Source organism: Rhizobium sp. GN54, assembly GCF_021026345.1.
GTDB lineage: Bacteria > Pseudomonadota > Alphaproteobacteria > Rhizobiales > Rhizobiaceae > Mycoplana.
Window position 1 is genome coordinate 78648 of the sequence record NZ_JAJNCZ010000009.1, and the last position, 16435, is coordinate 95082.

The 16435-nt window shown below is 59.5% G+C and carries 13 protein-coding genes; 3 read left to right on the forward strand and 10 right to left on the reverse strand.

Annotated elements, in window-relative coordinates; all coding sequences use genetic code 11:
- Positions 1 to 398: 398 nt before the first annotated feature.
- The 4 genes from LQK81_RS20735 to LQK81_RS20750 form a co-directional block, all read right to left on the reverse strand.
- Complete coding sequence (locus tag LQK81_RS20735; protein WP_230808289.1) at positions 399 to 2324, reverse strand: adenylate/guanylate cyclase domain-containing protein; 1926 nt, start codon at positions 2322 to 2324, stop codon at positions 399 to 401.
- Between the two features lie 249 nt (positions 2325 to 2573).
- Positions 2574 to 3800, reverse strand: a complete 1227-nt coding sequence (locus LQK81_RS20740; protein ID WP_230808290.1) for an HlyD family secretion protein — start codon at positions 3798 to 3800, stop codon at positions 2574 to 2576.
- Between the two features lie 3 nt (positions 3801 to 3803).
- Positions 3804 to 4244, reverse strand: a complete 441-nt coding sequence (locus LQK81_RS20745) for a hypothetical protein (protein ID WP_230808291.1) — start codon at positions 4242 to 4244, stop codon at positions 3804 to 3806.
- A 374-nt stretch (positions 4245 to 4618) separates the two neighbouring features.
- Positions 4619 to 4945 carry a GYD domain-containing protein gene (locus LQK81_RS20750; protein WP_230808292.1) on the reverse strand — a complete coding sequence of 109 codons (327 nt, stop codon included), beginning with the start codon at positions 4943 to 4945 and terminating at the stop codon, positions 4619 to 4621.
- 196 nt (positions 4946 to 5141) lie between these two features.
- On the opposite strand from LQK81_RS20750, the gene LQK81_RS20755 reads away from it, so the two are divergent.
- The gene (locus LQK81_RS20755) at positions 5142 to 5381 is read left to right on the forward strand and encodes a hypothetical protein (RefSeq protein ID WP_230808293.1); all 240 of its coding nucleotides are present in this window, start codon (positions 5142 to 5144) and stop codon (positions 5379 to 5381) included.
- Positions 5382 to 5731: 350 nt separating this feature from the next.
- Here LQK81_RS20755 and LQK81_RS20760 read toward each other — a convergent pair whose 3' ends face one another.
- Both LQK81_RS20760 and LQK81_RS20765 read right to left on the reverse strand, forming a co-directional pair.
- Entirely contained in the window at positions 5732 to 7363 is a 1632-nt protein-coding gene (locus LQK81_RS20760; RefSeq protein WP_230808294.1) for a GMC family oxidoreductase, read from the reverse strand.
- Positions 7364 to 7552: 189 nt separating this feature from the next.
- Positions 7553 to 8344, reverse strand: a complete 792-nt coding sequence (locus LQK81_RS20765) for an alpha/beta fold hydrolase (RefSeq protein WP_230808295.1) — start codon at positions 8342 to 8344, stop codon at positions 7553 to 7555.
- 142 nt (positions 8345 to 8486) lie between these two features.
- On the opposite strand from LQK81_RS20765, the gene LQK81_RS20770 reads away from it, so the two are divergent.
- Positions 8487 to 8954 (forward strand): MarR family winged helix-turn-helix transcriptional regulator, encoded by a 468-nt coding sequence (locus LQK81_RS20770; protein WP_230808296.1) that lies wholly within the window; start codon positions 8487 to 8489, stop codon positions 8952 to 8954.
- Between the two features lie 13 nt (positions 8955 to 8967).
- Here the strand turns inward: LQK81_RS20770 and LQK81_RS20775 are convergent, their stop codons facing one another.
- Both LQK81_RS20775 and LQK81_RS20780 read right to left on the reverse strand, forming a co-directional pair.
- Positions 8968 to 9747: an SDR family oxidoreductase gene (locus LQK81_RS20775; RefSeq protein ID WP_230808297.1), complete on the reverse strand. Its 780-nt coding sequence runs from the start codon at positions 9745 to 9747 to the stop codon at positions 8968 to 8970.
- On the reverse strand, positions 9747 to 10067 hold the full coding sequence (locus LQK81_RS20780; protein ID WP_230808298.1) for a nuclear transport factor 2 family protein: 321 nt from the start codon (positions 10065 to 10067) through the stop codon (positions 9747 to 9749). Before LQK81_RS20780 ends, LQK81_RS20775 begins: the two co-directional genes overlap by 1 nt.
- A 96-nt stretch (positions 10068 to 10163) precedes the next feature.
- Here LQK81_RS20780 and LQK81_RS20785 point away from each other — a divergent pair, with 96 nt between their 5' ends.
- The gene (locus LQK81_RS20785) at positions 10164 to 11069 is read left to right on the forward strand and encodes a LysR family transcriptional regulator (protein ID WP_230808299.1); all 906 of its coding nucleotides are present in this window, start codon (positions 10164 to 10166) and stop codon (positions 11067 to 11069) included.
- A gap of 689 nt (positions 11070 to 11758) precedes the next feature.
- Here the strand turns inward: LQK81_RS20785 and aspT are convergent.
- Together aspT and LQK81_RS20795 are read right to left on the reverse strand one after the other, a co-directional pair.
- Positions 11759 to 13456: an aspartate-alanine antiporter gene (gene aspT / locus LQK81_RS20790; protein WP_230808300.1), complete on the reverse strand. Its 1698-nt coding sequence runs from the start codon at positions 13454 to 13456 to the stop codon at positions 11759 to 11761.
- A gap of 164 nt (positions 13457 to 13620) precedes the next feature.
- Complete coding sequence (locus LQK81_RS20795) at positions 13621 to 16359, reverse strand: decarboxylase (RefSeq protein WP_230808301.1); 2739 nt, start codon at positions 16357 to 16359, stop codon at positions 13621 to 13623.
- Positions 16360 to 16435: the final 76 nt, after the last annotated feature.

Here is a 16435-nt window from a genome sequence, read left to right on the forward strand (position 1 = left end):
CAGGGAAATCCAGTGCAAAAAGTACACTGGGTATATTTTCCGTTCCAACGCTAGCGCTGTCCTGGTGATTTATGCTGCGAAAGCTTCGCGCCAAAAGCTCATTCGTGCTCACGGATGGTGCGGCCCCGGCGAGCGCCCTGACGACGGGATTGGGTAGCGAAGGGGAAATCATTTCCGCGTTGGGGCCGATGGCCGACCGTCCGCTGGTAGGACACCAATACGAAGAGCGGACATCAAAGTCCTTGCCGCCAAGCTCTGGGATTGGCCCAAAGCGGCTTCTCTGTCCTATGCTTGACGCGATTGGAACGTCACCTCCTCGACTGCCAATTGCAAAGGTCTCGGCGTAGCGGCCACCACGACCACCGCTAGTTGCCGGAGCCTCGATGCCAGGCCAACGCTCATGCTGTCAATTCATAGACTCGCACCGCGGCCTCGAAACCTTTCGGCGTCACGGTATCGACAGCTCTGAAGGCGAACCGATCCGCTACCTTTTCACGGACGGCGTCGCTGGTGAGGATCTCGGTGCCGTAATCCTTGTTCAGCGCCTCCAGCCGGGCCGCCATGTTCACAGTTGCGCCGAGAACCGTGTAGCTCATTCGATCCGACGAGCCAACATTGCCGACGACGGCCTCGCCCGTATGAAGACCGAACCGAGTTCTGTAGGCGGGCCAGCCCTCCCGTTCAAACTCCTGAATTAGCATATGGCTCGCGTCACGACATGCGAGCGCCGCGGAACAGGCATGTGCTACATGATCTGGGTCCTCTGCCGGGGCATTCCAGATCGCCATGACCGCATCGCCGACGTACTTATCAACCGTGCCATTGTTTGCCATGATCACCTCGGTCAGCGCGGCAAGGTAACGGGAAGTGTAGAGCATGAGTTTTTCGGGATCTGCGTGCTCCGAGATATGGGTAAAGCCCGCGATGTCCGTGAACAAGATCGTGATCTCTCGGCGGGAGCCGCCGAGTCGCAACGCTGTTCCGCTCTCGATGAGCTGTTGTACAAGGCGCTTCGGGACGAAACTGGCAAAGGTCTGTACCACCGCCCGCATAGTCGACACTGATTGGCCCAGGTCGTCGATCTCACGGATCGAAGAGTGCACTCGCTTGCCCTCTCCCTGTACATCAAAACGCTGGATCTGATCGGTTTCTACCGCCAGAGCATTCATGGAGCGGGATAGCAGCGAGCCGATCCACCAGACCACGGGCAACGAGGCAAAAACGAACGCGAGGGCGAGCAGGAGCAACCTGCGCCTTCCTGCCTCTACCTCCGAAAAGAACTCATCAAGCGGCGCCACGACAGCTAGGCGGAGATTAGCCGAACCGGCTGTCTCAATCGAACGGAACGCTGCAACGTAGGTCCGGCCGTCCCGGGCCTCAAAGAACTGCTGGGCAACACCGCTCTGCCTCCACGCCATCAACGGAACGCCGACATCGATGGCCTCGACTTGATCAAGTCGAGGCAGGTCCGCAGTGCCGTCCGAGGATGCGGCTTTCAAGAACTCGGTCATCCGCGGATGGGCGATCAGCCGGCCGCTGTCGTCGAACAGGAAGACTACACCCGACTGCCCTAGTTTCTGCGCGCGCAGGAAGGCATCAACGTCGGCGAGCAGTATGTCGCCAGCGACTATGCCGAGCCGCGGCGCCGTGAATGGCGCCCGCACGGTGTACCCGATCAGGTTGGCAACCTTGAATACGTAAGGGTCGGTAATCGCGCCGGCGCCGGGCTCGAATGCGCCGAGATACCATGGCCTGGTCCGAGGATCGTAGTCCGCCTCGCGCTGCGCCTGAGTCAACGTCGTGAGGTCTGTGGAGAGAAAGTAGGTGGTCCGTATCCGTGTCGACGATCCAGGCGGTCGGTCCATCACGGTCAACCGGAAGGCTGAATCCGCGGGCGCCCCAAGTTGCGCCCGGACGGCAGGCCCGGCCCGGTCAAGGGCGTCGAGCTCGATAAAAGCTCCGTCGTCGTACCCGACATACAAGTTGTAGAGCTGTTCGTGTTGCCGAAGAAGCACCGCTAGGATTGCATTGAGGGACTGGTTGTCCGAGATCGCCGCGGTTTCCACGGAAGGGAGTTGCTTCAGCACCGCCAGGGCGCCCTGGACCTCCTTGAATTGCCGGTCCACCCGCTCCGCTGTGTGTTCTGCGACCCGGTCGATGAAGGTCAGGGCGGCGGTACGGGTGATCGCCTTCGCCCGGTCGAAGCTGAGGAAGACGAGGGCTAGGCCGACGCACAGGACGACCGCAACAAACAGCGCGGTGATTGAGAGCTGGAATCCGATCCTGACGCGGTAGCGCGCTTTTCCCGTCGGCGTTTCCGGCATCTGCGAGCCTCTTGAGCGGGAAGTCCCTAAAATTGTGAATGTTAAGGGTAGACCCTGACCCGTACAGTGTCGAGCGTACGCGGTGGCTCTCCACGGTGACGGCTTAGGGCCCTGGAGCCACTAGTAATCTTGAGAGGTCCGAAAAGACTCATGGGCGTGACGTCGGCAGAGCACGAGCGAACTTCCGCAGGGATCGTTTCTAAGCATTGACCGGAATAAGTGGGGGTCCACGCCCACAAGCTGCCAACTTCAATGACCGGCCAAGACGAGCGTCTGCACTGGGAGCAGCACTGCTTGCATCCTTAGGATCATCGCATGCACGAGCCCAACGGCATCGACGGCGTGCAAGAACAACCAACGGAGCGTACCGATATCCTGATCGGCGAGCGCGTCATGATTATTAGTGTATGCATTGGCGATGCAACTGCTTCCCGGCGGGATACCATCCAGGCCGCCAGGAAATAGTGGTTGCAGGAAGACGGTCAGCGTCCCCGGCTGCCCCATTTGCTGAACATCAATCAGTTGATCGTTCGCGCGCAATTGTCCGGCCGCGATGACATCCTGAACATCGGTCACCACCATGGGAATGATGGTGAAAGGCTTTCCTACACAAGTTGCTTCGGCGATCATTCCTCGCTTGATCACCTGCGCTTCGATCTGCCCAAAACCAGCGACAAGGGTGGTTCGCCCGGCATTCTCCGGCACCAGAACACCGGCGGGGCGTAGCATTGCGTTCACAACGTCGCCGGGGCGTAACGCAAACTGTTGCACCGTACCGGCGACGCCAGCCCGGACGAGCGTCTTGTCCAGTTCGACCTGCGCTTCCGCCAGGGCTGCTTCGGAGCTTGCCTTTTGGGTTGGGAATAAAACCCCGATCTGTGTCTCCAGGGTCTCTTTCTTTGCGAGCGCTGCATCTACCGCACCTTTGCGGCTATCGATTGCTGTTGCCAAGCGTTCGACTTCGCGCCTGGAAACAGCACCACTGTCCACAAGTTGTGCCTTCATCTCGTGTTCGTCGACCGCCATCTGATAGGCACCCTGAGCCTCCTGGATCAGGCCATCCACGCCCGCAAGTTCGGTTTGCGCGACAGTCGTCTCCGCGACGATTTCGGCGATGCGCCGGCGAGCAGTCTCGAGGGCGGCTTTTTGCGCGGAACCGTCGAGGCGGAAGAGCGGTGCGCCTGCTTCGACCTTCCCGTTTACCTCAACATAAACCTCTTCGACGCGGCCGATCGTCTCCGGCAGAATCGTGACCGTCCGGAATATCGCCGTGACGTTCCTGGTCGAAGGGTGGAAGTAGAAAATCATCGTGATCAGCAAAACGGTCAGCAGTAGACAGGCGGTAATGCCCCAGCGTAGCTCGTACCACATGCTATAAAGAGTGATTTCGCGGCCAATCCGCTTCCCCTGAGCATAACGTCGATAAAGATAGTCGGGGAGGATCGTAAGAATGGAGCAGAGGAACAACTCGAACATCGATCAGATACCCTCTCCGGGCGCATCCGTCTTGGGCGCTGGCTCAGCCGGCACGACCGGTTCTTCGGATATCAGTGCAGGATCGCCTGTCGATTCCGCATCCCGGCCGGAAAGCTTCGCCAGGGATTGCGCGATGGAGTAAAGCGGTGACGAAAAATCTGGGATGTGGATAAAGGCCAGTAGCAGGCCGGCAATCCAGAAAAGGTGGTTGTGCGTAAAAAGCGAAATCAAAGCCAGGACGGCCACGACTTCCATCTGCACCATGCTTGTGCGATGCGCCATGCGCTCGGGGACGGCATGAAGTTGAAAGTACAAATTGCCGATGACAAGCACTGCCAACAATAGGAAAATGGCAACGGCAACGAACAGATAATCGGTTTGCCCCGGCGGGCTTATGAAGACAGGCAAGTGCTCAATCGCGGCTGGATGAATCGTTTGTTCCATTCCGGCATGCTACCTCAAGAAAGAGTACGGCTTATCAGCGCCGTGCGATTCTGGCGTGAGAGTACGGCTTCCTGCAGCTTAGGCAAGCGGCTTCGGGCGATTTTTGTTTCCGCGTCGCGGCAAGGAAATGCTGGTTAAGGAAACCGCGCTGACGTCGGCCCTCATTCGCATGGCCTTGAGTTGCCGCAGAATTCGGTAGGCGGGCGTCCGCTGTTCGCGCAGAGCGGACAACGAGCGTCGACAGGACCATGGGCACCGTACTGATCCGGCTTGTGTGGGGCCAAAGTCACGTCCTGTATCGCTCATCCCGCACGTTCTTCTTTTTGAAATAGGCACCGCTAGGCATGCCGAATTGGATGGGTGCGAGACGACACCTACGCTCCTGGCGATCGATAACCAACCGTTCTAGCTAACTCCATAGCCACCAGTGTTTCCTCCACCGTAAGCAATGGCGTCGTCTCGTACTTTGACACAGCGCCACCGCCTCCAATCGCGATTGCGACGGCGGCCATCGAGACGTTGTCGGGTGCCTCCCACAGGGTATACCCGTCGTGCGATCCGAATGCGTACCAAAAGCCGTGAAGCTTACCCCCGACTGATTCAATGTAACTGCGCGCGGCATCCCGACGGTCTTCGGGATTTCTTGTCAATCGGTCCCAGGTTTGGGGTGTGTAGCTGAAGCGTGTCAGGTAGAGTGCCATTGCCGATGCTCCTCACTCGTTACCAGATCATTTTACAGCATAGTCGGGATACAATCGTATCGACAAAACGGCCTCCGTGTCGCTTTGCGGCAATACTTGTCTTGGTCGCCCGCCATTGGCGCTGGGCCGATGCTGGGCTATAATCCATCAGTTGCCGGAGAGGCATCCGCGCTCTGGCTTTGGAGGAGCGACGCCCATGATTGTCAGGATTTCAACTGCCCTTTTTTTGGCGCTCGCGCCTGTGAATGCCTTCGCCAACCAGTGCCCCACCATGATGACGGCAAATGACGCAGCCCTCCCGAACGCCTCCTTGTCTGAAGCCGACATGGCCAAGGTCAAGCAGCTACGACAGCAAGGCGAACAGTTGCACCAGTCCGGCGACCACACAGGCTCGGAGGCAGCACTCGGGGAAGCGAAGAAAATGCTCGGACTCTAAAGAGCCGGATCGCCCCCGGCCTTTAAGCTTCGAAAAGTTCGAACGGTCGGCAAGGCCGCTCGGCTACTCTTCCGTTTTGTGGTCTAGTGGCCGAAGATCAACGTTCGCTTGTGGCGCAATCAAGCCGTCGAGCCCTGTTGCTGGCGACGTCTGCTTTCGGGCGGCGGCCAAGTTGGTCTCTACGGCCGATATGCGGGCGCTTAGCAGACGACACCTGACGGCCGGTTTGAGGGCGCAAAGCGGACGCTCGCCGAGTGCTCCGTAAGTCTCAAGCCAGGCCGAACCTAGAACGCAGTTGCGGAGAACTCGGCGACCCGCGCAGCAGGACGCCAAGCTCCTCACAAACGAGTTCACATGGACTGGGCGACAGGTTCGCTCACAGCTATCAGACCGTGTGTGTTTCGGATCAAATCGGCGGCCCGCTCTCCGATGACAACGCACGGCGCCATCGTGTTGCCAGTGGTGATCCGGGGCATGATCGAAGAGTCCGCGATACGGAGCCCGTCGATACCGTATACCTTGAGCTCATTGTCGACCACCGACATGTTGTCGCGTCCCATCTTGGCTGTGCAGGACTGATGCCAATAGGTGACTGCTGAGCGCCTGATAAAGTCGATCATTCCTGATCTGTCGCGCTGCCCCGGAGCGGTTTCGCCCGTCACCAAAGGTCTAAAGCCATCGCTGTTTCCAAGTTCGCGGCATAATTCCACTGCGGCCAACGCGGCTGCCATGTCTTCCGGCTCACTGAGTGAGTTCGGTTCAATCAGGACGGGGTCGTTCATATCGGGGCCAGAGAGCCTCAATCGGCCGCGGCTTTTCGGCTGTGCGAGACCATTGAACATGGTCCAGCCGTGCTCCGGTGTTTCGAGACCGGCCTCAAGCGGCGACGGGACGGCGAACTCCAACTGGCACTGGAGGACGTCAGGCTGGGACAGACGTGCGTCACTCTTCCAGTAGAGGTTTGCCTCGCAGCCGCTACCGCCCACTGCTTCCGGTTTTCGGTAGGCCCAGGTGCAGCCGAAGGCGAGATGATCCTGATGATTGCGACCAACACCCGGCAGGTGTTGCACGACTGGGATGCCATGCGATTGCAGTTCGTTTTCCGGGCCGATTCCGGACTGCATAAGGACCTTCGGCGTATTGATCGCGCCAAGTGACAGCACCGTTTCGCAATGCGCCATGAACTGGCGTCGCCGACCATCGATCAGAGCTTCCACACCTCTTACCCGCTTACCATCGAAGATGAGACGCGTAACCAACGCCTCGGTGATCACCATCAAATTTGGACGCGACAGCAGCGGTTCAACATAGGATTCAAACACGGTTTCCCGCTTACCCTCCCGGATACGCAGTTCAGCAATCGATGCACCGCCAGATGCCTCCATCATTTCGCCGTTCGTGGTATTATAGAGAGGTATCCCTATGGCAGATGCCGCGTTCAACAGGGCCTCCGCCACTGCCTGCGGAGAAGTAGGCTGCGCCACATATGCAGGCCCACCTACCCCGCGACGAGTAGGGTCCGGAGCGCCTTGCCAGTTTTCGATCCGGCTATAGTAGCCAAGGATCGACTGATAGCCCCAGGCGTCATCCCCGGCCTCTGCGGCAAAGTGATTCCAGTCTTCCTTATGTCCCCTGGCCCATACCATGACGTTGATGCTCGAACCCCCGCCAAGCCCTTTGCCCATGCTGAGATGAAGTCGTCGGCCATCCAGACCAGGTGTCGGTTGTCCAACGAAGCCCCAGTCCCGGCGGGAGCCAAGATTCAACGGCCATTGCGCAGGGTTCGATACTGTCTCGGATTTATGATCTCCACCTGCTTCGAGCAGGAGAACGCTCGCGTTTCCATTCTCTGCCAGGCGCGCTGCAACAACCGAGCCGCTGGACCCAGCGCCGCAGACGATGAAGTCGAAGACATCGCCGACCGGGTTGTGCGCGAAAGACGTATTTGCAGGTACATTTTCATCATGGATATACAGTTTCACGTGAGTTCCTCCGTGAATTAATTTCTGGTAAATTTGCTAAAGTCGTGGTCGCGAAAGACGAGGAAATGCTCATGGATCTTGGAAGGATCCGACGCCCTACCGGCATCTCGCTCGGGCCTGCGGTCTGTTTAACAGATTTGTTTCAGCGTCATCGGGAGGGTCTCGACCTTCCCGATGACGCGAAGTCGATCATTGCTTTTTCGCCGACACGGTCTTGGCGGCCTGATCAATGGTATCGGCGATGGCCGCAGGCTGCGTCATGAACAAGGCGTGGCTTGCCGACACCTTGGTGATCTTCGCCTTGATGCGCTCAGCCATGTGGATCAGCATGGCCTGATCAAAAGCTTTGTCCTCGGTGGCAATAACAGCCCAGCTAGGCTTGGTGCGCCATGCCGCATTCTCGAGCTTCGTGGCGAACGCCGACATGTTGATTGGCACCTGCGCGTCCCTCATGAACGCAACATCGGCATCGCTGACGTCATGAGCGAACCCAGCCTTGAACTTTGCCGGGCTGACATATCCAAAACCATCCTTTGTGGTCTCGATGACGAATTCCGCTGCCGGAGCAAATCCTTCGTATTGCTGAGCCGTCGTTTCGCCGGCATCGGGTGAGAGAGCGGAGACATAGACGAGACCGGCAACCTTCGGATCGATGCCAGTCTCCGTGATAACAGTACCGCCCCAGGAATGTCCGACGAGAATGACCGGACCATCCTGCCGCTCGAGCGCACGTCTGGTGGCAGCAACGTCGTCTTCGAGCGAGGTCAGAGGGTTCTGGACGATTGTGACGCGATAGCCGCGCTTCTTAAGATTGTCGTAAACGCCCTTCCAGCCAGAGCCATCAGCAAATGCGCCATGGACGAGCACAACGTTTTTGACGGCCTGGCTTTCAGGGATGGTGTCGGCGGCGTTTGCGGGCATTGCGGCGGATATGGCGGCGGCTGCGATAGCGGCAACGGTGGTTGTGGTCGTGCGTGTCATGGCTTTTTCCTTTCGGTTTTAGCGATAACTATTATCACGATATATAAATTGTCAGATCTTGAACTGCTCGTCAACATAATTCTTATCGCGATATTGGTTTTCGCTGTAACCTTGATTATATTGGTGCGCAAAGGAGCCCAGAATGACCAAACCCCATAATGATCCACCGCCATTGCACGATCAGTTGTGCTACGCGATTTACACTGCTGGCATCGCCATTCAGCGCGCCTACAAGCCCCTCCTCGACGAATTGGGCCTGACTTACCCGCAGTATCTCGTGCTCAACGTTTTGTGGAGCGAAGACGAGCAAACGGTCGGCGCCATTGCCAACACCCTTGCACTGGAATCCAGCACGCTTACACCACTCTTGAAGCGCCTTGAGACATCCGGCTTGTTGCGCAGGAGCCGAAACCTCAGCAACGAGCGGCAAGTGGTGATCGCGTTGACCGAAGAAGGTCGGGCATTGCAGCACAAGGCAGGCTGCCTCAGCGACACGTTGCTTGCAGCTTCGACCCAGACGCCCCCGGAGTTGGCCGCTTTGAACCGCGACGTGCGCTATCTCCGCAACGCGATCTACTCCCAGATTGGCGGGTGGGACACACCCGCCTGATCTGCAGGGGCGCCTACGCCGTGGGCACCGTACCTCCGTCGATCGTGTATTCGGTACCCGTGATCGAAGACGCGCGGTCGGAGGCGAGGAATGCGATCAGATCTGCGACCTCTTCAGGATTCGCCGGCCGACCAAGCGGAATGCCACCCAGTGCATCCATGATGATCTTCTTGCCGCCTTCCAGATCAGTACCGGCTTGCTTCGCCAAGCGCTCGGCCAAACGGACTGAGGCCTCCGTTGCGATCCACCCAGGCGACACCCGCACGACCCGGATACCTTTGGGCGAAACTTCCTTCGATATCGACTTGCTGTAAGTCGAAAGCGCTGCTTTTGCCGCTGCATACGCGGTCGTCGATTCCGGAAGCGGCATGACCCCCTGGATGGATGTCACGTGCACGACCACCCCGCATCCTCGGGCAACCATGTCCGGGACAAGGAGCCGATCAAGTCGAACAGCCGGAAACAGATTGAGTGACAGCTCCTTGTCCCATTCGTCTTCGGATAGCGCCGCAAAGCCACCCCCGGCTGCTGAAGAGCCTCCAAGCATGTGGACAATGATATCGACGTCACCCAGGCGCTGACGCGCGGCGTCAGCAACAATTGCACATCCTTCTTCGGTGGTCAGGTCAGCTTCTACGAACAACTCTTCCGGGAGGCTTTCCGGACGCGCCCGCGCCGTCGTCAGCACCTGTGCACCGCGTTCGCGAAACAGGTTGACCGTCGCAGCGCCGGCGCCTTTCGTTCCAGCGGTGATGAGAGCGCGTTTACCTCTAAGATTGAGAAAATCGATCATCACTTGATCTCCAGTCTGGCGATTTTGTCGTTTTTGGTGGTGAAAGGGAGGGTGAGCGTCACCGGACTGCCGGGGAACTGACCGCTTACATTCGCGCGGACGAGCGCTTTGTCGCCGTCGCGTGTGGCTTCGACAGGGTCAGCGACGTAGTTGGTCGCTGTTTTCACAGCCGCCCACCATTGGCGAATTGCGGCAATGCCTCGGTGGCGAGCGTCTTCGTCTTCGACAACTGCGTCATCCAAAAAGGCCTCTGAAAACGCTTCCACATCATTGCGGCGGTCGGCGTCAAAGTACGCGGCAACTGTTGGGGGCATATCCATTGTGTTTCTCCACATGATCTGACCAGAAACTTACCCCTCGACCATTGCGCAGATAAGTGGGATAAACCGGCATGCGATAGTGAACAAGTCGGGACAATGGAACAACCCAATCTCAAAGAGCTGGAAGCGATCATCGCGATTGCACGGCGCGGCACATTCCGCGCAGCGGCCATCGATCTCGGCATGTCCACGACAGCGCTGAGCCACACAGTAGGCAGACTTGAAGCGGGACTCGGCGTCCGATTGTTCAACCGAACCACGCGCAGCGTCTCGCTGACGGATGCCGGCAGGCTCTTTATGCAACAGGTCGCGCCTTCCCTTCAGGATCTCCGTACCGCTCTGGAGACCGTGCGCTCGCAACGCGAAACACCTTCCGGAACGATACGTATCAACGCAGCACCCTTTGCCGCGCGCGCCATCATCTCACCTCTCGTACTTGAGTTCCTGCGCCGCTATCCAGACATGCACGTTGATATCGTCACCGAGGGAAGATTGGTGGATGTCGTCGGCGACGGATTCGATCTAGGCGTCAGGGTTGCGGGCCTTGTACCCACCGACATGATTGCCGTTGCGCTCGGCAGGCCACAGCGACATGCGGTGGTCGGCTCTCCCGAGTATTTCGAGAAGTATGGAAAGCCACTGGCTCCCCCCGACCTTTTCAATCACAAATGCATCCGCGTTCGTCTTCCCGATGGATCACTGTTTCGGTGGCGCTTCGAAAAGGACGGGGAACAGGTGCAAATTGATGTGCGCGGCCCGATAACGTTGGATGAAGCGAGCCTTACGAGAACCGCCGTTCTCGATAGTGCCGGCGTAGGATACATTTTCGAACAAGACATTCTCCCGGACATCGACGCTGGGCGCGTCATCCGTATTCTGGAAGACTGGACGCCGCCCTATCCGGGGCTTTGCCTCTACTATCCTGGGCGGCGCAATCTATCGGCTGGGGTCAGGGCTTTCTTGGAACTAGCTCGTGAACTCTCGCGACGGGCGACCGGGTGACCCGTCGATGGAGCGCCACACTGCGCCAACTGCGTCGCCTTGAAGGTATTAGCACTCCCGACCCAGCGACTAACGCACAAGGATTGGTAACTGTGACAGCGCCTTACGCAGGTTCTCGGCATTCAATGGCAGGTGTTCGGCGACAGTCAGTTCGACGACATCTGACACCTCAGCGACTTTCGCGAGAAGACTGACGACGGTATGAAGTGTGAGCCAGTCCGTCGACGATACTCTCAACTGCCCAGATAGGCCTTCGGGGTTGCTGTCTTCGCACGGCGCACGCGCCTCCTATTGCGCGTTCCGGACGATCATTACGAAAGCAGACTGACTGCTTCCCAGAACCCAAGGGGGGTGGTGTGAACGACCGGAGTGCGGGCGCGAAGCGGAAATCATTTCCCGTGTGGGGCCGGAAGCGGAATGTCGGCTACTAGGACACTCAACACCGTAGGCAGCGGACATCGCAGTTCTCGCCGTAACGGTCCGGGATCGCCCCCCAAACCGGACGTTATCGGATCGTCAAACCCCGCTATACGCCACGGGATTGTTCGGATGTCTGGGCGCGTCTTAGAAGGTTGCAGACTTTTTCAGCCGGAATGCGAAGGCGTCGCCGTGCTGGTTGAGGCGGTCGGCGTCGGATGGCGCGGCCGCCGTTGTCGACACGATCTTGCGCCGCGTTACGGCCACTCCCTTCAATTACTTCCAGCGACGATACCGACGATGACCGTTCCCCACGTGGTCAGCATGATGTGTCCAATCGGGACCGCCGGCGTGTAGCCGAGAACGGCAACCGTGCTCCCCGATCGATCCTGGACAGCCGCCATGGCGGCCGTCATGGTCTGCGCCCCGGCGAGCCCGCCAAGCAGCAAGATGGGGTTCATGCGCAGTATGTATCGCCCAAAGTAAAGCCCGACAATCATCGGCATGATGGTGACGATCATACCGCCGAACAGGAGCCCAATGCCCGCCTCGGCTATGGCGGAGGTAAACACAGGTCCGGCATGAAGGCCGGTCATCGCAACGAAGGCGGCAAGACCGAGCGCAGTCATCAGTGAAACGGCGGCATCCGGTATCCGGCCAAAGAGCGGAAAGTGCGTGCGCAAATGCCCCACCAGCAGGCCCAGCAGAAGCGTGCCCACGCTCGTGCTCAACGAAATTCGCATATTGCCGATAGGAAAGGTTACGAGAACGCCGACAAGGCCGCCCAAGAATATGGCAAGGCCGAGAACGAAGAAGTCCGTTGTCGTCGTCGGTGCAACGACTACGCCGATTCGCTTGGCGGCGTTCGATACGACCGCTTCGGGTCCCACAAGGCGCAGAATATCACCCCGGTCGAGCGTAATCCCTGGAGCGAGTGGAATTTCCTGCCCTCCGCGTGTAACCGTGCGTAGATAGAGGCTCCGCGCCCAGCCCTCGTTGGCGAGGTCCTCGATGCTGCGGCCGGCGACTTCACGGTTTGCCAGCAGCACGTCCGAGACCGATATCGGTACATCGAGCAGTTCGCGATCCTCTACTTCCTCGGCGCGCGGGCCGAGCACGTCGACCAAAGTCTGCCGTGTCCCCGACACGGCAACGATGTCTCCCGGCCTCATCAATATCTCCGGAGCCGCTTCCAGGATGGAATCGCCTCTGCGGATGCGTTGGACGAAAAGTCTGTTCCCCCGAAATCTCGCCTCCGCGTCCGCTATGGACACGCCGGCGATCGGCGCGTTTTCCGCGATCCGGTAGGCACGCATTTCGAACCGATGCCAGGCCGAAGCGACCCCCACCGCCTTGCGGGTCATTCCGAATTCCTTCTCCAGATTCAGTGCCTCGGCAACCAGGTCTATGCCGAGCAGCTTGGGCCCGACGACACTGCAGAACAGAATGACGCCAACCGCGCCGAACACGTAGCAAAGTGCGTCGGCGACTGCGACGTGCGCAACGAAACGTACACGGTCCGCCTCGGGCAGTGGCAATGCATTGATCGCCTCGGTCGCCGTGCCCATTGCCGGGCTCTCGGTCAGCGCCCCGGACAGGAGGCCCGCGGCAAAACCGGGATCAAGGCCAAGGAGCTTGGCAACCACGACTGCGGTGAGAAGCCCCGTCACGCATACCACGACCGCGAGGAGTACGGGTTTGATACCATCCCGCTTCAATGCCTGCAGGAACTGTGGTCCGACCGAATAGCCGATACCGAAGAGGAACAGCAGAAACAGAAACGATTTCGCCATTCCGGAAACCGGAACTTCGGCGAACTGCCCGATGAAAATCCCGGCAAACAGAGAGCCGGTGACTGGACCGAGGCTGAAAGTCCCGAATTTGATGCCACCGATCAGGTATCCGATGCTGATGGCGAGGAATACGGCGAGTTCAGGATACTTGATGAGGAAATGCTCGACCCAAACCATGACCAGACTAGCTCCCACCCGCCCCGCCGTAGGGGCCCTCATTCTCGGCCTGAACACTGCAACTTGAGCTATGAAATGGGCCATGCGCGCGCGGCTCGTCTTCCCGCCCCGCAAATTTGCCGTGGCAGCGACAGCGCGCGAGCAGGACCCGAAGGCGCGGGAGCTTACCGCGGCGTTGCTCGCGCCGCCGGTCGCCGTTTTGCCTTGGCTGCAACCGCGTCGGCCTTGACCAGCTTCAGCCCACGGGCTTTCTCGTAACCATGGATCTCCTTGACATCCAGTTTGCGCATAAAGTCGATCGTTTCCTGTGTCAGCACCTGGCCCGGCACCATGATCGGAAACCCTGGCGGATAAGGAATGACGAAGTTGGCGGAGACCATCTCCGGCCCGTCCTTGAGCCGACGGTCGGATTCGGAACCGATCAGCGGAACGTATTCGCAAACCGAGGCATCATACGCATTGAAGAAGGCGGTGCGGATGTCACCCTCCGGCGTCGTGCGCCCCGCATCGCCGCGGAACACCTCGTGGAAGTGGCTGAAGTTCGGAAGGTCCGGCACGTCGGTCATCAGCGACTTTACCCGCGCTGCGAAGGCGGCCCGTTCCTCCTTGCCGCCGTCCGCCAGGCGCTTCTCTATCCCATGGCAGATCTCGACAAGAACGCGGACGAGATGGGCGACATCACTGCGCGTGTTGTTGATGTTCGACTGCAGCAGCACACTGTTGCGCGACGTTTTGTTCAACTGGATATCGTACTCGTTCGCCAGCAGCCCCTTGAATTGCGTTCCATCGAAACCGGCGGTTCCGCAAACCAGTGTCATGCGCGTGGGATCGAGATAGAACTCGTCCTCCCGCATTGCCTTGACCGCGGTTGCCCATGTCGAGCCCGGGGCCAGGAAGTCCTTGAAGCCTGACTGTCGATACGCAGCCGGGATCATTTCGTCGGCGCCGAGGACACGGAAGTATTTCGAGATCAGCTCGTGCTCGTTCACCGCTTGACGGATCTTGAGCGCAATCTCGATTGCGTTCATCACCAGCCCGTAGCCATCGAGCTCCATCTGCCGCCGCGCGACGTCGAGGCTGGCGATCAGTTGCTGGTTCGGACTGGTCGAGGCGTGCGTGAACACGGCCTCGTGGAATTGCGCCTCCACAGTGTGAAAATCCACGTCCTTGACCAACAGCATGGAGCCCTGCCGGATCGCCGACATTGATTTGTGCGTGGAGTTGGTCTGGTAGACACGAAGTCGTACGAGGCGAGGGTCAGGGATCAGCCGCGCCGCAAGCAGTGTCTCGTCAGAGGGGTCCTCGCCGAGGTCCGCGCGTTGTTTTTCATAGGCCTCGGCCGAGGCGGGATCCCGCAGCCATTCCTCAATATCTGCGGCGGCCCCCATCGCCGTGCGCGGGCGCAGGAATGGCGAGAAGCGGGCAAATCCCGACCACGCCTCATCCCAGAGAAAGACAAGGTCCGGCTTGATTGCGAGACATTCCTCCATCACGCGCCTGACATTGTACATATGCCCGTCGAAGGTGCAGTTGGTCAGGTCGAGCAATTTCAACCGGTCGAGACGACCCTCAGCCCTCAGCGCCAGCAGCGCGCGCTTGATGGCGTCGAGCGGCACCGCGCCGTACATCGAATATTCCGTCATCGGGAATGCCTCGACGTAGTAGGGCTGTGCGCCCGTGAGGACCATGCCGTAATGGTGCGATTTGTGGCAGTTGCGGTCGACCACCGCGATGTCGCCGGGGGCCAGGAGCGCCTGCACCGCCATCTTGTTGGAGGTGGACGTTCCGTTCGTCACGAAGAAGACATGGTCGGCACCGAAGGCACGCGCGGCCATTTCCTGCGAGCGCTTGATGTTGCCGGTCGGTTCCAGCAGGCTGTCCAGCCCACCCGTCGTAGCGCTGCTTTCCGCCAAAAACAGGTTGAGCCCATAGAATTCGCCCATGTCCCGGATCCAGTCGGACTTGAAGACCGACTTGCCGCGGGCAATGGGCAGGGCATGAAATGTACCGATCGGACGCCGCGCATACTTCTTCAGATTGTCGAAGAATGGCGTTTCGTACCGGTCCTGTACGCCTTCAAGAATGGCCAGGTGCATCTCGAGCGGCTCCTCGACCGCGTAGAAGATGCGTCGCACGGCATCTGCCGCCGGATCGCCGGCAAGCTTCTCCACCTGGCGGTCGGAGAGGAGATAGACGTCGAGTTCCGGACGAACCCGCTTCAAGCTACGGGCCAGGCGAAGAGCCGATGCATCCGGCCCCTCGGCTTCCCCGAGCGGATCGAGCACCGAGCGAAGCACGGGCGCGTCGTGGCGCGAGCGATAGGGAAAACCTTCGGCGAGAACGACCGCAATGATATCGGGGTTCAACGCGGCGGCGCAGAACGCATCCTCGAAGGATCCGACCAGAATGGGCTCATAGACGAAGGCATCCTCCGGCCGGCGCAGCCGCCGGATTTCAGCGGCGAAGGCGGGCCACCGCGCGGCCGGCTGGCTGTTGACGAACAGGACCTCGAAATACGGCCGGCGACCGCCCGTTTCGCCGGTTCCCGGCGGCATGATATCGGCCACTTCGGTGTCCGACATCTCGTCATGGACGTCCCACTCGCCTGGGCGCGCGCGATAGGCGTGCGTGAGGAGCCCGTTTGAGATGCGACGCGCAAGTCTTGCCGCTCCGCCCGCGTCGTTGGTGGCGACGCGCTCCTTCAAGGCTGCGAGCAGTCGCACACCCGGATAGGCGTGGTACTCCTCCGCCGGCTCCACGGCGGCGATCGCCGTTTCCAGCGCGGACCGCTCGCCGTGGCTGGCGGCCCACGCATCGGCCAGCGCCGTGATGTCGCGCCAGTTGTCGGCGCGCGAAGAATGGATGAGCAGAAATTGATCGATATGTGTGGTCTTGCTTGGCATCGCACGCTCCAATTCAATTCCGAATGAACCATCCGCACGACCAATTCGCATGATGATTTGGCCCCGGCTAAAACAA

Coding starts and splice junctions, on each gene's coding strand:
- LQK81_RS20770 (WP_230808296.1), top strand. CDS start 8,487: ATGACCAAACCCCATAATGATCCACCGCCATTGCACGATCAGTTGTGC.
- LQK81_RS20750 (WP_230808292.1), bottom strand. CDS start 4,945: ATGGCACTCTACCTGACACGCTTCAGCTACACACCCCAAACCTGGGAC.
- LQK81_RS20775 (WP_230808297.1), bottom strand. CDS start 9,747: ATGATCGATTTTCTCAATCTTAGAGGTAAACGCGCTCTCATCACCGCT.
- LQK81_RS20785 (WP_230808299.1), top strand. CDS start 10,164: ATGGAACAACCCAATCTCAAAGAGCTGGAAGCGATCATCGCGATTGCA.
- LQK81_RS20765 (WP_230808295.1), bottom strand. CDS start 8,344: ATGACACGCACGACCACAACCACCGTTGCCGCTATCGCAGCCGCCGCC.
- aspT (WP_230808300.1), bottom strand. CDS start 13,456: ATGGTTTGGGTCGAGCATTTCCTCATCAAGTATCCTGAACTCGCCGTA.
- LQK81_RS20735 (WP_230808289.1), bottom strand. CDS start 2,324: ATGCCGGAAACGCCGACGGGAAAAGCGCGCTACCGCGTCAGGATCGGA.
- LQK81_RS20780 (WP_230808298.1), bottom strand. CDS start 10,067: ATGGATATGCCCCCAACAGTTGCCGCGTACTTTGACGCCGACCGCCGC.
- LQK81_RS20740 (WP_230808290.1), bottom strand. CDS start 3,800: ATGTTCGAGTTGTTCCTCTGCTCCATTCTTACGATCCTCCCCGACTAT.
- LQK81_RS20795 (WP_230808301.1), bottom strand. CDS start 16,359: ATGCCAAGCAAGACCACACATATCGATCAATTTCTGCTCATCCATTCT.
- LQK81_RS20745 (WP_230808291.1), bottom strand. CDS start 4,244: ATGGAACAAACGATTCATCCAGCCGCGATTGAGCACTTGCCTGTCTTC.
- LQK81_RS20755 (WP_230808293.1), top strand. CDS start 5,142: ATGATTGTCAGGATTTCAACTGCCCTTTTTTTGGCGCTCGCGCCTGTG.